General features: G+C 71.2%; 11 protein-coding genes. 3 read left to right on the forward strand and 8 right to left on the reverse strand.

The features are described from left to right. Nucleotides 1-70: 70 nt before the first annotated feature. Complete coding sequence (locus tag BX283_RS15985) at nucleotides 71-1,228, forward strand: M48 family metallopeptidase (protein WP_101388282.1); 1,158 nt, start codon at nucleotides 71-73, stop codon at nucleotides 1,226-1,228. Between the two features lie 149 nt (nucleotides 1,229-1,377). Here BX283_RS15985 and BX283_RS15990 read toward each other — a convergent pair whose 3' ends face one another. The 7 genes from BX283_RS15990 to BX283_RS16020 all read right to left on the reverse strand — a co-directional run bounded on the left by BX283_RS15990 (nucleotide 1,378) and on the right by BX283_RS16020 (nucleotide 10,082). Then, entirely contained in the window at nucleotides 1,378-2,451 is a 1,074-nt protein-coding gene (locus BX283_RS15990; protein ID WP_101388283.1) for a hypothetical protein, read from the reverse strand. Nucleotides 2,452-2,700: 249 nt separating this feature from the next. Continuing rightward, nucleotides 2,701-3,282 (reverse strand): hypothetical protein, encoded by a 582-nt coding sequence (locus tag BX283_RS15995; protein WP_101388284.1) that lies wholly within the window; start codon nucleotides 3,280-3,282, stop codon nucleotides 2,701-2,703. 86 nt (nucleotides 3,283-3,368) lie between these two features. Further along, nucleotides 3,369-4,652, reverse strand: coding sequence for a glutamate-5-semialdehyde dehydrogenase (locus BX283_RS16000; RefSeq protein ID WP_101388285.1), 1,284 nt, complete (start codon nucleotides 4,650-4,652; stop codon nucleotides 3,369-3,371). Nucleotides 4,653-4,755: 103 nt separating this feature from the next. Next, nucleotides 4,756-5,241 carry a hypothetical protein gene (locus tag BX283_RS16005; protein ID WP_101388286.1) on the reverse strand — a complete coding sequence of 162 codons (486 nt, stop codon included), beginning with the start codon at nucleotides 5,239-5,241 and terminating at the stop codon, nucleotides 4,756-4,758. 152 nt (nucleotides 5,242-5,393) lie between these two features. Continuing rightward, a complete protein-coding gene (proB, locus tag BX283_RS16010) occupies nucleotides 5,394-6,575 on the reverse strand; it encodes a glutamate 5-kinase (RefSeq protein WP_101388287.1) in 1,182 nt (393 codons plus the stop codon). A gap of 113 nt (nucleotides 6,576-6,688) precedes the next feature. Beyond that, complete coding sequence (gene galE, locus BX283_RS16015; protein ID WP_101388288.1) at nucleotides 6,689-7,663, reverse strand: UDP-glucose 4-epimerase GalE; 975 nt, start codon at nucleotides 7,661-7,663, stop codon at nucleotides 6,689-6,691. Between the two features lie 259 nt (nucleotides 7,664-7,922). Further along, complete coding sequence (locus BX283_RS16020) at nucleotides 7,923-10,082, reverse strand: PIG-L family deacetylase (protein ID WP_101388289.1); 2,160 nt, start codon at nucleotides 10,080-10,082, stop codon at nucleotides 7,923-7,925. 200 nt (nucleotides 10,083-10,282) lie between these two features. On the opposite strand from BX283_RS16020, the gene BX283_RS16025 reads away from it, so the two are divergent. Both BX283_RS16025 and BX283_RS16030 read left to right on the forward strand, forming a co-directional pair. Continuing rightward, nucleotides 10,283-11,284: a hypothetical protein gene (locus tag BX283_RS16025; protein ID WP_257582900.1), complete on the forward strand. Its 1,002-nt coding sequence runs from the start codon at nucleotides 10,283-10,285 to the stop codon at nucleotides 11,282-11,284. After that, a complete protein-coding gene (locus BX283_RS16030) occupies nucleotides 11,281-14,103 on the forward strand; it encodes a stealth conserved region 3 domain-containing protein (RefSeq protein WP_101388290.1) in 2,823 nt (940 codons plus the stop codon). The genes BX283_RS16025 and BX283_RS16030 overlap by 4 nt, the downstream gene beginning before the upstream one ends. Nucleotides 14,104-14,193: 90 nt before the next feature. Here the strand turns inward: BX283_RS16030 and BX283_RS16035 are convergent, their stop codons facing one another. Continuing rightward, a complete protein-coding gene (locus BX283_RS16035) occupies nucleotides 14,194-15,930 on the reverse strand; it encodes a stealth family protein (RefSeq protein ID WP_101388291.1) in 1,737 nt (578 codons plus the stop codon). Nucleotides 15,931-15,989 lie beyond the last annotated feature (59 nt).

Here is a 15,989-nt window from a genome sequence, read left to right on the forward strand (position 1 = left end):
CGGTAGCCCCACCGCCTAGGGTGGATGTCGTCAGGGGGACGAGCCGAGACTCTCAGACAGGGGGACACCTATGACCGACGACATCCAGGACAGCGTGCCGAGCAGGCAGCGCCGACGCTTCCCCGGGATCTCCTCCCGGGCCTACGAACACCCCGCGGACCGGTCGGCGCTGGTGGCGCTGCGCAAGCTCAGCGGCTTCGACACGGTCTTCAAGGCGCTCAGCGGGCTGCTGCCGGAGCGCAGCCTGCGCCTGCTGTTCCTCTCCGACTCCGTGCGCGTGAGCGACGCCCAGTTCGCCCACCTCAACGCCATGCTGCGGGACGCCTGTTACATCCTGGACCTGGAGAAGGTCCCCCCGATGTACGTGACACAGGACCCCCGGCCGAACGCGATGTGCATCGGCCTCGACGAGCCGATCATCGTCGTCACCACGGGCCTGGTGGAGCTGCTCGACGAGGAGGAGATGCGCGCGGTCGTCGGCCACGAGGTGGGCCACGCCCTGTCCGGCCACTCCGTCTACCGCACGATCCTGCTCTTCCTCACCAACCTGGCGCTGAAGATCGCCTGGATCCCGCTGGGCAACGTGGCGGTGATGGCGATCGTGACGGCGCTGCGCGAGTGGTTCCGCAAGTCCGAGCTGTCCGCCGACCGGGCCGGGCTGCTCGTCGGCCAGGACTTGCAGGCCTCGATGCGGGGCCTGATGAAGATAGCGGGCGGCAACCACCTCCACGAGATGAACGTGGACGCGTTCCTGGAGCAGGCCGAGGAGTACGAGGCGGGCGGCGACCTGCGCGACTCGGTCCTGAAGATCCTGAACGTGCTGCCCCGCTCGCACCCGTTCACCACGGTGCGCGCGGCCGAGCTGAAGAAGTGGGCCGCGAGCCGCGACTACCAGCGCCTGATGGACGGCCACTACCCCCGTCGTGAGGAGGACAAGGACACCTCGGTCTCCGACTCGTTCCGCGAGTCCGCCGCCTCGTACGCCGAGACGGTCCGCACGAGCAAGGACCCGCTGATGAAGCTGGTCGGCGACATAGCCGGCGGCACGGCGGACCTGGGCGGCAAGCTGTACGGCAAGTTCACGGGCGCGGGCTCCGCCTCGCGCACCTCAGACCGGCCGGCCGACGGCGGCCCTTCGAACGGGGCGAAGGGCGGACCGCAGGACCGCCCCTCCGGCCCGGCGGCGGACGGCGACGGGCCGCAGGACGAGCCGGGCCGGGATGCGTAGCTTCCGGACGCCCTGACTTCCGAACGCCCTGACTTCCGAACGCCCTGCCTTCCGAACGCCTGGCTTCCTGGCATCTGGCGTCCTGGCAGGACCTTCCCGGCCGGGCAGGGTGGCGCAGGGGCGCCTGGGGCTGTGGCCAGGACGGGTGCCTACGGCGTCGGCTGGGCGCTGGTGGCGAGGGTGCCGCAGAGGGCCGCGGTGGCGGGGCCGGTCGCGTACGGATCGGTGCCCGCCGGGCCGGTCGCGCTGGTCCGCTCGCCCGCGAGCAGCGGCCGCAGCTGTGCGGAGACATCGGCCGAGCAGGCCTGCGGTCCGGCCTCCACATAGCTGAACTGCAGCTCGACCCGGTGCAGTCGCAGGTCGTCGCGGTCGAAGCGGAAGTGCAGCTCACGGCGGACGGTGAAGAGGGACGCCACCTTGTCCGGGCCGGACGCCGCCGGGCGCAGGGCGTACGTGAAGGTGTGGTCGGACGTCACATCGAGGGTGTCCCGGCCGGACTCGGCGTAGTGGAAGGTGCCCTGCACCCGCACCTGGGTGTCGGCCAGGGCCACTTTGGCCGGATCGAAGCGCACCAGCCAGCCGGTGGCGGCGTGGCGGCCGTCGTCGGCCGGATTGTCGATGCTCTGGTCGAACTGGGTCAGCAGCTCCGGATCGAGCAGCGCCCGCACCTGGTGCACGGACTTGCCGGTGAGGACCTGCGGGTCGAGGGACGACTGGACCAGATACTCCTTGGCGGTGGTCACACCGGCGATGATCTGGCTCTCCGAGAAGTGGGCGGTCCTGCGGACGGCGGGGAGGTTGATGCCGTCGGCGCCGGTGCGGAACTGGGCGGCCGGGCTGTGGTCGAACAGGCGGGCGACGTCGATGCCGGGGACGACGCTCTGCGGGGCCAGGGGTATCACGGTCATCCGCAGGGGCTCGGCGGCGACGCTGCCGCCACCGGGCTGGTAGGGATGGCGCAGGCCCATGTAGACGGCAGTACCGAAGGCGACGAAGAGGAGGACGACCAGCGCGACTATCTGCTTGGTGAAGGGCCGGAAGGACCAGCTGGGACGGCTGCGCACCGCACGCGCGTGCTCACGCATCCGTTCCTGGGCGGAGAACTCCTGCAGGCGGGCAGCACGAACGAACGACTCGTCGAAGACGACGGATCGGTACTCGTCCTCACCTCCGCCGGGGAGGCCCTCCGGGGTCCCCTCGGGTGGCTCTCCACGCCCTGCCATACCTTCAGGGTAGGTCGCGGGAGGGGCCGATAAACGCGCTGGTACGCGACAAGTTCTGACGAGTTCGCACGCGGTTGTTCAAGGCGTGGTCAGAGGGCGGTCAGAGGACTGCCGGCCCGTTGTCAGGAGGTCGTCGAGAGGCCGTCGGGACGCGCAAAAGCTGTGGTCAGGGGTGGGGCGGGGGCGGGGCGTGGGGTGGGTGGGGAGGGGGCGGGGGGGGAGGCCCCCCTCCCCCGCCGATCGCCCCCCTCACCCCCTCCGAGGCACAGCCGCGACCGCAGGCGCCGAGTAGTCCGCCGATGCGGTCGGGGTGGTGGGGCCGACGGTGGCCGGAATGGGTAGCCCGGACTTGTCCACGTTGCTGGTGGTGGGGTGCGGGGCGGGGTCGTCGCGGCTGCTGGAGGCGCCCCGGTAGACGGCCGCGAAGGCCAGGGCGACCATGCCGATGCCCATGATCAGGGCGAGCAGCCAGGCGACGGGGCGGTGCCAGCGGGCCCGGCCGCGGTAGGGGCGCAGTGCGCCGCCGTGTGGGCCGTAGGGGCCGGATTCGGCGCTGCCGGGGAAGGCGGAGCCGTAGGCGTCGGGGTCGCGGGCGGGGTAGGCGAAGTCGTCGTCGATGCCCGCGCCGGCGCGGGCTCTGGCCGCTTCGGCTTCGGCGCGGGCCTGGGCGGCGGCCAACAGCCGTTCCACGGCGCTTGGTTCGTGGATCTCGGCGGCTCGTACGAAGTCCTCGTCGAATACCACGGAGGCGAATGCGTCGTTCGCGCCCCCGCGGTCGTCGTCGGGCTCCCAGCCGTCCGGGAACGGCTTGCCCCCCACGTCGTCCGGCACGGGTTCAGCGTAGCCCCGGCGCGGTCGTTTTGGGCAGGGAGTGTCCGAACTCTCCCCCTCGGAGGCGCCAAGGGGGAGGTTCCCTCCTATCGCACGTGTCCGTCTCCCGTGACGATGTACTTGGTGGAGGTGAGCTCGGGCAGGCCCATGGGGCCGCGGGCGTGGAGCTTCTGGGTGGAGATGCCGATCTCGGCGCCGAAGCCGAACTGGCCGCCGTCGGTGAAGCGGGTGGAGGCGTTCACGGCGACGGTGGTGGAGTCGACCAACTGGGTGAAGCGGCGTGCGGCGGCCTGGGAGGTGGTGACGATCGCCTCGGTGTGGCCGGAGGTCCACTGCCGGATGTGGGTGACGGCAGCGTCGAGGGAGTCGACGACGGCGGCGGCGATGTCGTACGAGAGGTACTCGGTTTCCCAGTCCTCGGGGGTGGCCGCGACGACGGTCGCCTTGGTGGTGTCGGCGTAGGACTGGACGCGTGCGTCGCCGTGGACGGTGACGCCGGCTTCGGCGAGGGCGTCGAGGGCGCGGGGCAGGAAGGCGTCGGCGATGTCCTGGTGGACGAGGAGCGTTTCGGCCGCGTTGCAGACGGAGGGGCGGGAGGCCTTGGAGTTGATGAGGATGTCGACGGCCATGTCGAGGTCGGCCTGGGCGTCCACGTAGACGTGGCAGTTGCCGGTGCCGGTCTCGATGACGGGGACGGTGGATTCCTCGACGACGGTGCGGATGAGGGAGGCGCCGCCGCGGGGGATGAGGACGTCGACGAGGCCGCGGGCGCGCATCAGTTCGCGTACGGAGTCGCGGGATTCGCCGGGGACGAGCTGGATGGCGTCGGCGGGCAGTCCGGCGCCGCTGACGGCGTCGCGCAGCACCTGGACGAGTGCGGTGTTGGACTCGTAGGCGGAGGAGGAGCCGCGCAGCAGGACGGCGTTGCCGGATTTGAGGCAGAGGGCGGCGGCGTCGACGGTGACGTTGGGCCGGGCTTCGTAGATGATGCCGACGACGCCGAGGGGGACTCTGATCTGGCGCAGGTCGATGCCGTTGGGGAGGGTGGAGCCGCGGACGACTTCGCCGATGGGGTCGGGCAGGGCTGCGACGTCGCGGACGTCGGAGGCGATGGCGCGGACCCGTTCGGGGGTGAGGGTGAGGCGGTCGATGACGGTCTCGCTGGTGCCGGTTTCGCGGGCCTTGGCGATGTCGAGGGCGTTGGCCTCGACGATCTCCTTGGTGCGTGCTTCGAGCGCGTCGGCGATGGCCAGGAGCGCGTCGTCCTTGGCCGAGCGCGGCAATGGCGCGATTTCGGCGGCGGCCGTGCGGGCCCGGTGGGCGGCCTGGGTGACCGGGGACATGTTCTCGTGCGGGGTAGACGCGCTCATGTCCGCAGGGTAGTGCGCCGGGCGGGGGTGTTCCGCACGGATTCCACTCTCCGAGACGGCGTTCTCACGGTCCGGTCGTGGTCGTTTCCGGCTGGCCGGAGTGTCAAAAGGGGTGCACGCCGACGGGTGCGGCCGGTGGCGGTCCGTAGCCTTCGGCGAGGCGCTGGTGGTAGGTCTCGCGGTCGATGACTTCCAGGCCGACGATCTCCCAGGGCGGGAGTTTGGCGGTGGAGCGGTGTTCGCCCCAGAGCCGGAGGGCGACGGCGGCGGCGTCGTGCAGGTCGCGGGCCTCTTCCCAGTAGCGGATTTCGGCGTGGTCGCCCGCGTATCTGCTGGTCAGTAAGAAGGGGTGGTCGTGGGCGAGCTGTTCGAGGCCGCGCCGGACCTCTTTGAGCGGGGCCTCGGCGCCGGAGACGCTGAGGGTGATGTGCCAGAGCCTGGGGGTGTCCCCGGGCTGTTCCCGCTCTTCGGTCTGCGCTATGTCGGCCCCTGTGCCCACGCTGGTCAGGGTCGGCCCGTCCTCCCCCACGGCCCTGCGGGCGTGGGTTCCCCCGACTCGGGGCGCCGCCCCCGGGCGCGCTCGTCTCACCGGCGGCCTCCTGTGATGCTGTGATGCGTTGCCGTACCCCTCGCGGGTCACTCACCCCCGCGAGTACCCCGCAACAAAGTTGACCAGTCCGGGCCGGGTCGCGGGGCGGTTTTCGTGAAGGTGTCGGCTCGAAGGCCGGACTTTCAGCCGTTTCAGGGGTGGAGAACGACCAGATCGTCCCTGTGTACGACTTCGCGCTCGTAGGCGGGGCCGAGTTCGCGGGCGAGTTCGCGGGTGGAGCGGCCGAGGAGCTGGGGGATCTCCTTGGCGTCGAAGTTGACGAGTCCGCGGGCGACGGCGCGGCCGGTGGTGTCGCGCAGTTCGACGGGGTCGCCGGCGCTGAACTCGCCTTCGACGGCGGCGATTCCGGCGGGCAGCAGGGAGGAGTGGCGTTCGACGACGGCGCGTACGGCTCCGTCGTCGAGGACGAGGTGGCCTTGGGGGGTGGAGGCGTGGGCGAGCCACAGGAGGCGGTCGGCGCTGCGGCGGCCGGTGGTGTGGAAGTAGGTGCCGGTGTCGCGTCCGGCGAGGGCGTCGGCGGCGTGGGTGGCGGAGGTGAGGACGACGGGGACGCCTGCGGCGGCGGCGATGCGGGCGGCTTCGACCTTGGTGACCATGCCGCCGGTGCCGACGCCTGCTTTGCCGGCGCTGCCGATCTGTACGTGGGCGATGTCGTCGGGGCCGTGGACTTCGCCGATGCGGGTGGTGCCGGGTTTGCTGGGGTCGCCGTCGTAGAGGCCGTCGACGTCGGAGAGCAGGACGAGGAGGTCGGCGCGGACGAGGTGGGCGACGAGGGCGGCGAGGCGGTCGTTGTCGCCGAAGCGGATCTCGTCGGTGGCGACGGTGTCGTTCTCGTTGACGACGGGGAGGGCGCCCATGGCCAGGAGCTGGTCGAGGGTGCGGTAGGCGTTGCGGTAGTGGGCGCGGCGGCTGGTGTCGTCGCTGGTGAGGAGGACCTGTCCGACGCGTACGCCGTAGCGGGCGAAGGAGGCGGTGTAGCGGGCGACGAGGAGGCCTTGGCCGACGCTGGCGGCGGCCTGCTGGCGGGCGAGGTCGGTGGGGCGGCGGCGCAGGCCGAGGGGGGCGAGTCCGGCGGCGATGGCGCCGGAGGAGACCAGCACTATTTCCTTCTCGCCCGCCCGTCGCCCACCACCGCCCTCAACGGAGGGCCTCCGGCCCGCAGTGAAGTTTCCGCTGCGGGCTTTGGCGAGGACGTCGACGAGGGCGTCGACGCGGTCGGCGTCGAGGCCGCCGGAGGCGGTGGTGAGGGAGGACGAGCCCACCTTGACGACGATCCTGCGGGCCTGGGTCACGTACTGCCTTGCCACTGTCACACCGGGAAATCTATGCCAGGCCGGGGGCTGGGCGCACGGCCGTTTCGAGCGTTGGACGGGGCGTGGGATGGCCCCCGCCGGGGTGGGCGGGGGCCGTCACAGGTTCCGGGGGCTCAGTCGCGCGGGTGGCGCAGCAGCCAGCCTTCCCAGGCGGAGGTGATCATGGAGCGGATGTCGTGGCGGGCGCTCCAGTCGAGTTCCTTGGTGATGAGCTCGGCGGAGGCGACGACGCGGGCGGGGTCGCCGGCGCGGCGGGGGGCGACCTCGGGGGCGGGCTCGGTGATGCCGGTGACGTCGCGGATGATGTCGACCATTTCGGCGACGGAGGCGCCTTCGCCGCGGCCGATGTTGAGGATGAGGGCGGCCTCGGGGTCGGCGGCGAGCCGGCGGGCGGCGGCGACGTGGGCGGTGGCGATGTCCTCGACGTGGATGTAGTCGCGCACGCAGGTGCCGTCGGGGGTGGCGTAGTCGTTGCCGAAGATGAGCGGTGCCTTGCCGTCGGTGAGGCGCTCGAAGACCATCGGGACGAGGTTGAAGATCCCGGGGTCGCCGAGTTCGGGGGTGGCGGCGCCGGCCACGTTGAAGTAGCGCAGGGAGGCGGTGGCCATGCCGTGGGCCTTGCCGACGGCGCTGACGAGCCATTCGCCCGCGAGCTTGGTCTCGCCGTAGGGGCTCATGGGCAGGCATTCGGTCTGCTCGGTGACGAGGTCGACGTCGGGCATGCCGTAGACGGCGGCGGAGGAGGAGAACAGGAAGCGGCGGACGCCGGCTTCGGCTGCGGCTTCCAGGACGGTGCGCAGGCCTTCGACGTTCTCGCGGTAGTAGTGCAGGGGGCGTTCGACGGATTCGCCGACCTGCTTCTTGGCGGCGATGTGGATGACGCCGTCGACGTCGTTCTCGCGCAGTACGCGGTCGAGGACGTCGCGGTCGAGGACGGTGCCGCGCTCCAGGCGGACGCCTTCGGGCAGCCGGGCGGGGTCTCCGGTGCTGAGGTCGTCGAGGACGACGACCTGCTCGCCGCCGTCGACGAGGGCCTTCACCACGTGAGATCCGATGTAGCCGGCACCGCCTGTGATCATCCAAGTCATACGGACAGTCTAGGAGGCCGGGCCCGCCGACCAGGCCTGCTGTGACTTTTCGTACGAACGTGAAGGCGGTGTAAGTGCGGGCGGGCGGCGCGCCCGCACGGAAGCCCGCGTGGGCCTGCGGATGAGGCGTACGGAGAGGCGTGCGGATCAGGCGTACGGATCAGGCGTGCGGCCGTGCGGAAGAGGCGTACGGGATGGTCCCGTACGCCCCTGTTCGCTCCCGGTCCGCCCGGTGTCGCGCGCCGGTGCGGTGTGTCGGTCAGACGGTGCCCGCGCGCGGCGGGACCCTGGTGACGGCGGGGGTGGTGTTCAGGCCGAGCGTGACGAGGGCGACGCCCTCGCCGGCGCTCTGGACGACGGCGGGGGCGCCGACCATGAAGCCGGAGGACGCGTCGCCGTGGAGGGTGACTTGCTTGCCGCTGTCGACCATCTCGATGGAGCCGGTGCCGCTGCGCGAGCTGAGCATGACGCCGCCGGTGGCGAGGTCCTGGCCGTCGACGAGGGCGACGGGGCCGTAGCCGGTGACCTTCTGGTCGGGCAGTTCGGTCCAGCGCCCGGCCTGGCCGCCGCGCAGCTGGGCGACGTTGACCTGTTCGCTGGAGGGCTTGTGGTAGGCGAGCAGCACGGAGCCGTCCTTGGCGGTGACCGCGTCGGGTGCGTCGCCGGGCCGGGTCTTGAGGCCGCGGGCGGCGCGCACCATGGCGCCGCCGGCGTCCTTCTGGGCCCAGTGCTCGACCCAGCCGAAGGCGGAGCCGAAGACGTGGACGCGGCCGTCGCCGTCGAGGGCGACGGCGAGGCCTTCCTGGATCTGTCCGCCGCCGGCCAGCTTCTGCCACGGCGACCAGGTGCCCTGCTTGTCGCGCACGCGGGTGCTGACGCCCTTGGCGGCGTTGCGCACGAAGACGTGGACGGTGCCGTCGGGGGCGGCGATGGCGGTGGGCGGGCCGGTGAGGCGGCTGCGGCGGGGGTCGGTCTCGGGGTTGCCGAGGCTGGTCCACTGCTGCTCGAAGTCGCCGCCCGCGCTCTTCTGCTGCAGGACGACTATCTCGCGGGTGTCGTCCTTGTCGGTGGGGCCGAGGTCGGTGAAGCGCAGGCCGAAGACGAGGTGGCGGCCGTCGGCGGCGGCGACCGCGCTGAGGGCGGGGGCGAGCGGGCCGCCGCCGAGGTCCTCGGCCGTGCCCCAGCCGCCGCTGAAGGGGCCGGACTCGCGCCAGCGGGCGGCGCGGGTGCCGAGCACGGCGTACGCGGTCATCCGGCCGTCCTTGTCGACGACGACCTTGGGGCCGGCGGTCGGGTAGCGGCGGTGGGTGGAGCGGACCCAGCCCTTCTTGGACTTGAGGACGCCGTTGAGGCCGACGGAGTAGTCGCCGCAGCCGGAGCCGTTGCCGCACTGCCAGGTGGAGGCGCCGCCGTAGGCGTTGAGGTACTCGGTCTTCTGGTGGACGGTGTCGCTGGGCAGGTTGTAGGGCCAGCGCTGGTTGTAGTAGCCGCGGAAGGCCTCGGTGAGGAAGCCGGGGGTGCGCGAGCCCTGGGTGCTGCCCTGGCCCCACTGGGCCAGCGCCCGCCAGGTGAACAGGGCGACGGCGGTGTGGTCGGGGTGGTCGGAGTAGCCGACCTGGTCGCTGCCGCGCGGGTGGAGCTTGTCGTGGACCTGGGCGTCGGGGTCCGGGTCGAGGGTGCGCACCAGCGTGGGCCGGTACTTGCGCATCAGGAACAGCAGCGCGTCGGTGAGCTCGTCGCGGCTGTAGGTGTACTTCTCGCGGACCGGGGACTCGGGGGTGGGCTGGGTGCGCAGCACCACGCCGGGGGTGTTCCACAGCTGGGTCATGCCGACCCAGCCGCGGCCGGTCTTCTCGTGCATCCGCACGCCGAGGAAGATCAGTTCGGCGCGGCGGCCGTTGTACTCCAGGACGTTGAGCTCGGCCTCGCGCCCGCCGGGCAGCTTGAGGGCGGTGCGCGTCCACGGGGTGAACAGGGTCGCGCCCAGCATCCGGGCGTACGCCTGGCGCAGGCCCTGCTGGCGGGCGGAGACGTAGGCGGGCACGTCGGGGCGGGCCTTGGGCTCGCCGGGTGCCTGGTTGACGCCGAAGGAGCCGCCGCCGGTGACGTACACGGAGACGACCGGGACGCCTCGCTCGATCGTGTGGAGCGTGTCCGGGTTCATGAAGAACAGGTCGTCGTCCGGGTGCGCGACGATCGCCATGGCGAGCGGGCGGCCCGGGGTGTCGAAGCTGCTGCGGTGGTCGACCGGGAGCAGCGAGACGGGCTTCGGTGGTTCACTTGTGACGGCGGCGCCTCTGGCCGACGGGTGCTTGCTGTCGCATCCGGCGATCGCACCGGCTGCCACGACCCCCGCCAGCGAAGCCAGCACGGTACGCCGGGAGGCCACTTGGCGTCCCATCATCGGCCAGCGTCCCATGTCCTTCTCCCACTCCCCGCTACACGTTCATCTGCGATCAAGCAGACCGCCACCCGAGGAGAGGGCTGAAAGTTCATTTGGGTTCCACTCGATGAAGCAATCGTGATGCATCGATAGAATTACGAAGCAACTTGCCGATCTTACGCATTATTGGCAGCATGCAACGCTGACCATTAGCCCAGACGAGAGCTAGGTTCACCGTGAGTGACTCACTGCTGCCCTATGCGGTGGGCGCCGCCAAGCGGGCGCGCCGCGCGGCAGTACGTATGCGCCGACGTGTCGAGCAGATGCATACCGTACCGGCCATCGACGGAGTCAAGCCGCGGCCGCTGCTGCGGCCCGTGCACTTCTCGGTCTCCGGTGGGCGCACCCTCAACTTCGCGGTGACCTTCCCGCGCCGCCCCGAGGCGGTCGGCGCGGCCCATCTGGAGATGTCGCGCGGGCGCAAGGTCGTCCATGTGGAGCTGGAGCAGGAGCCGCAGAGTGACGGAAGTCTCCTTCTGACGGCCACCGCGCCGCTGCGCCATGACGATCCGTCGGAGACCGGCACCCGTGGCCCGGTGCTCTCGTCCGGTATGTGGCGCATGGAGGTCGTGGTCACCGAGAGTGACGGCCGTGAGCTGCGGGCGAAGATCGCCTCGGCCCCCGCGGAGTCGTCCGACGGCCCGACCCTGGCCACCTCGCCGTCACCCACCAGCGGCGCCGTGTTCCGTCCGGTGCGCTCGGTCGACGGCCGCTCGATGCTGAACGTGCGCGGCCCGCGCCATCAGGCCGAGCTCACCTCGTTCGAGCTGCGCTGGGACCGGATCACGGTGCACGGCCGGCTCATCGCGCCCCGGGCCCCCTTCGAGGAGTACGTCGCGGAGGCGGTGCTGCGGCGCAGCAGCAAGGCGGCCGCGGCCCCCGTGACCTGGGACGGCGACCGCTTCACCTTCGACGTACCGCTCGCCGAGATGGCGGTCGGCCGCACCACCCGCACCTGGGACATGCATCTGAAGGCCGGTGGGAACCGGATCAAGATCGCCCGGCGGCTGACCGATGTGCGTCACCCCAAGCAGGTCTACCGGACGCCGTTCCGTATCGTCGCTCTCGACAACGGTTCGCTCGCGAGGGTGCACGCCTATGTCACCCCGGCCGGCGTGCTCGCCGTGTCCTGTACCGGATTCGGAACCGCCCCCCGTGGCGCAGAGGAAGTTGCATGAAGATCACGTTTCTGCTCACCTGGGGCGACGAGATGGGCGGCACCGAGATGGCCGCCTACACCCAGGCGATCCATCTCGCTCCCCGGCACGACGTCGAGGTGCTGAGCGTCTTCAAGACCCGCCCCGAGCCGTTCTTCTCGGCGGCCCAGCAGGTCAAGCGGCGCTACCTGGTGGACAGGACCGGATCGTACGGACGCCCGGTGCGTACCAGCGCCCTGGACGAGAACGCCTGCCGGACGCTGGAGTCGCTGCCGAGCGAGCTCATCAAGCCGTCCTGGGAGTCCACCTTCGACCGGCTGTCCGACATCGAGATGACGGCCGCGCTCGGCTCCCTCGACTCCGACGTGCTGGTCACCACCACCCCGGCGCTGCTCGCCGCGGCCGCCGAGCTCGCCCCCTCCCGGGTCGTCACCGTGCACCAGGAGCACCGCGCCTCCCAGCTGCGCGGCGTCTCCGGTGAGCCGCTGCTGGTCTACGGCCCGCGCGTCGACGCGCTGGTGTCGCTGACCGAGCGCACCAACGACTGGTTCTCCGACTCGCTGCGCGAGGCCGCCCCGGAGCTCGCCGCGATCCCCAACGCGGTGCCCGACGGCTACCGTCCGCGCGCCGACCTGGAGTCCAAGACGATCGTCCTGGCTGCCCGGATGACCCCGGAGAAGCAGCTGGACCACGCCATCCACGCCTTCCAGCGGATCTGCGCGGACTTCCCCGACTGGCAGCTGCGGATCTTCGGCGACGGCCCGCAGGAGGTGCGGCTGCGCCGCCTCGTCGAGGGCCTGGGCATGCACTCGCGCATCGAACTGGTCGGCCGCTCCTCGCAGATGGAGCAGGAGTGGGCCAAGGCCAGCGTCTGCCTGCTGCCCTCGCGCAATGAGGCCTTCCCGCTGGTGCTCCTGGAGATGTTCGCTGCCGGTGTGCCGGTCATCGCGTACGACATCGTCACCGGGCCTGCCGAGATCATCCGCCACGATGTGGACGGGCTGCTCGTGCCGCCCGGCGACATCGACTCGCTGGCCGCCGCGATGGCCCGGCTGATGGGCGAGGACGACACCCGGCACGCGTTCGGCAAGGCCGCCCGCAAGGGCGTGTACGAGCGGTTCGGCGGCGAGGACATCACCGCCCGCTGGGAGCAGCTCTTCGCCAAGCTGGTCGCCCGCCGCGACACCCCCGAGCGCCTGGCGCAGCGCGCCGACCGCACCGCGATGCGCATCGCGGCCGGCGGCACCCGCAGCTTCAGCGTCGCCGCCCCCGTCTCGGCCCTGTCGAACTCGGCGGACGAGCAGAAGGCCCGCGAGGTGATGATCCAGGCGCAGGACCGCACCGGGACGCTGATCCGCTCGGCCGGCCGGCTCGCCGAGCAGCGCGACGACATCAACGGTCCGCGCATGGCGCAGATCAACCTGGAGATCACCGCCAAGGTCCTGGAGGACGCGGGGATCCCGTACATCCTGCTGCGCCACGACGCCGGCGTCGCCCACCGCGTCGCCGTCCCCGTCGAGATGCGCCGCCGGGTGATCGAGGCCATGTCGACGGCCCTGCACGGCAAGCCGGTCTACGCCGAGCTGGTCACCCCGCGCGGCGCCGCGCCCGGCGCGGTCCTGGCCGAGCGGCTGGGCGAGGTGGGCGAGGTCGCGGGTCTGCGCGTGTTCAAGCCGATCACCTCCGAGAGCCGCACCCTGCGGTACGGACCGGCGTACGGCTGCAGCCTGGAGTTCTGGGCCGAGTCGGAGGAGGACGGCTGGCGCGAGACGCCCCGGCTGACCACCCTGCTCGGACGGCGCCTGCCGAACCTGGAGGCCACCGCCAAGTGGCGGGTCGGCGAGCGCGACTACCCGACGCTGGCGCAGTTCACCAAGCAGCTGATGTGGGACGTCGACTACCCGATCGACGTCGTCTACACCTGGGTCGACGACACCGACCCGGCCTGGCAGCAGCGCCGCGACTCGGTGCGCCGCAGCCGCAACATGCCGACCAACGACGCCGACAGCGGCGACGTGCGCTTCCGCAACCGCGACGAGCTGCGCTACTCGCTGCGCTCCCTGGAGATGTTCGCGCCCTGGGTGCGCACCATCTACCTCGTGACCGACGACCAGACGCCGGAGTGGCTGGACACCACCCAGCCCGGCATCAAGGTGGTCAGCCACCGCGAGATCTTCAAGGACCAGGCCTGGCTGCCGACGTTCAACTCGCACGCCATCGAGAGCCAGCTGTACCGCATCGAGGGTCTGGCCGAGCACTTCCTGTACCTCAACGACGATGTGTTCATCGGCCGTCCGCTCAACCCGTCGTCGTTCTTCCTGAGCAACGGCGTCGCCAAGTTCTTCCGCTCGCCCACGGCCGTCCCGCCGACCGAGCCGTCCCCGGACGACGAGGGCTACTTCGCGGCCGCGAAGAACAACCGGGCCCTGCTGGAGAAGGCGTTCGGGCGGACCACGACGACCAGCTTCCTGCACGCGCCGCACCCGCTGCGCCGCAGTGTGCTGACCGAGATCGCCGACAAGTTCCCGGACGAGGTGGGCCGCACCGCCGCCAACCCGTTCCGCGCCAACTCGGACCTGTCGATCACGTCGTCGCTGCACCACCACTACGGCTACCTGATCGGCAGCTCGGTGCCGAGCGCGATCTCGTGCAGCTACATCAACGTGGGCAACTACGACCACCACACGGTGCTGACCCGGCTGCTGGCCGAGCGCGCCCACGACACGTTCTGCATCGGCGAGTCCGCCGACGCGGAGGTGTCGGTGGAGGAGCAGGACCGCGTACTGCGGGCGTTCCTGAGCGCGTACTTCCCGGTGAAGTCGCGGTTCGAGCGGGACTGACGCGCCTGTCGCGTCGGATACGGGAAAAGGGGCTCGCCCGGACCTTCTGGTCCGGGCGAGCCCCTTTCGTCGTCTTCGCGTCCGCTACCGCTACCGCTTCTCGAACGGGCTCGGCACCGGGAAGTACGCGTCGAGGAAGGGCGTGATCAGGTCCTTCTGCTCGTGCACGTCCTGCTCGGTGGAGACCGTGTCGTTGACGCAGAACACCGTCTTGTCCCGGTTGGCGAGAAGGCGGCCCAGCCGCGTCTCGGTCCACGGGTGCGTCAGGTCGAGGTAGGTGTACGGGAGTTCGGAGGGCACCGCGCGCTGCGTGTGGTACGCGTAGTAGTGGTGCAGGGACGACGAGATGGAGATGTCGTCCTCCGAGCGGAACCGGCTCGCCTCGGTGTAGCGGTACTCCGGCTCGAACTCCGTCTCGATCTCGGTGAGCAGGCTGCGGCGCAGCGGGTGCGGCATGTGCTTCATCTTCTGCACGACCACCGCCCCGTACCGCTCCTCGATCAGACGGCGGTTGTTCTTGCCCGCGGCGGCCACCGGCGGGTCCTCGGGGGTGCGCGCGCCCAGCGGGACCAGGGCGGGCGACGGGAAGAACTTGGTGAGGCCGCTGGAGAGGAAGAAGTCCTGCGGGGTGACCTCGTTGCCGAGCATCACGTCGTCGTTGAAGTACAGGAAGTGCTCGGCGAGGCCCTCGATGTGGTGGAGCTGGCTCTCGATGGCGTGCGAGTTGAAGGTGGGCAGCAGGCCCGGGTCGCGGAAGATCTCCTTGTGGCTGACGACCTTGATGCCGGGCTGGGTGGTGTCCAGCCACTCCGGGGTCTGGTCGTCGGTCACCAGGTAGACGTTGCGCACCCACGGCGCGTACATGTGCAGCGAGCGCAGCGAGTAGCGCAGCTCGTCGCGGCTGAGGTAGCGCGCGGCGTTGGCGGCCTCGGCGTGGTAGGTCTCGCCCGCGAACTGGGCACGGCGGCGCAGCCAGGCCGGGTCCGCGCCGTTCACCCAGGTGTAGACGACGTCGATCGGGAAGGTGATCTCGTCGGTGGGGTGGATGGCGAACTCGGCGCGGGTGCGCACCTGGGCCGCGTCCGGGGCCTCGCGGGGCGCGAGGTGGGTGAAGTACGCCTCGGAGACCTGCGTGACAGGGCCTTCGACGGGGAGCGTCTCGGCGAGCTTGCCGACGCGCGGCGGCACCAGCTGGCCGTCCTCCTCGTGCCAGAACTCGACGTCGCAGCCGTAGCGGTTGCCGAGGGTGAGGCGGTGCGTGGGGTCCGTGCGGTACCAGGTGACGCGGACGGTCCCGGCGGTCCTGAACCGGCGCCAGGTGCCGTCCTCGTACCCCGGCAGGGAGGTCTCGGGGACCGGGTTGTTGCCCTTGACGTGGGTGACGTAGCCCGGCTGGTCGCCGCAGAGCGCCTCCAGGACCTTCAGCACGGCCGTACGGTCGTCCTCGCGGACGGCGACGGCGGCGGAGGTCTCCGAGCGGCCGCGCACGCAGAAGTGGTCGAGACCGGCGGCGTGCAAGGCGCGCAGCACGGTGTCGAGGTTGGCGCGGCGGGCCTGGAGCGGGGTCACCCCGGGGGTGACGAGGGCGACCTTGGGGTCCTTGCCGACGTGCACGACCGTGCGGTCGGCGCCGGAGGCGAGGGTCTGGTAGCGCTTGGTGACGCGGGCGGCGCGCATCTTCTCGGCGACGGCCGCGCCGCCCGCGATGCGCATCTTGACGCGGCGCCGCATGTCGGCGTCGACCTGCGAGACGATCGCCTTGCGGACGCTCTCGGGCACGGCCCGCCGGTAGACCCCCAGCAGTCTCGGTGCCTCGGGATTACGCACGGGGGGCTACTCCTTGACGTTCGGTGGACATCGTACGTTTGCTGAACGTGTCCAGTATG

This window comes from Streptomyces sp. TLI_146, from assembly GCF_002846415.1.
Lineage (GTDB): Bacteria > Actinomycetota > Actinomycetes > Streptomycetales > Streptomycetaceae > Streptomyces.

Bases quoted from the DNA above. Each gene is read 5' to 3' on its own strand.
- BX283_RS15990 (WP_101388283.1), bottom strand. From the start codon at position 2,451: ATGGCAGGGCGTGGAGAGCCACCCGAGGGGACCCCGGAGGGCCTCCCC.
- BX283_RS16000 (WP_101388285.1), bottom strand. From the start codon at position 4,652: ATGAGCGCGTCTACCCCGCACGAGAACATGTCCCCGGTCACCCAGGCC.
- BX283_RS16030 (WP_101388290.1), top strand. From the start codon at position 11,281: ATGAAGATCACGTTTCTGCTCACCTGGGGCGACGAGATGGGCGGCACC.
- BX283_RS15985 (WP_101388282.1), top strand. From the start codon at position 71: ATGACCGACGACATCCAGGACAGCGTGCCGAGCAGGCAGCGCCGACGC.
- BX283_RS16020 (WP_101388289.1), bottom strand. From the start codon at position 10,082: ATGGGACGCTGGCCGATGATGGGACGCCAAGTGGCCTCCCGGCGTACC.
- galE (WP_101388288.1), bottom strand. From the start codon at position 7,663: ATGACTTGGATGATCACAGGCGGTGCCGGCTACATCGGATCTCACGTG.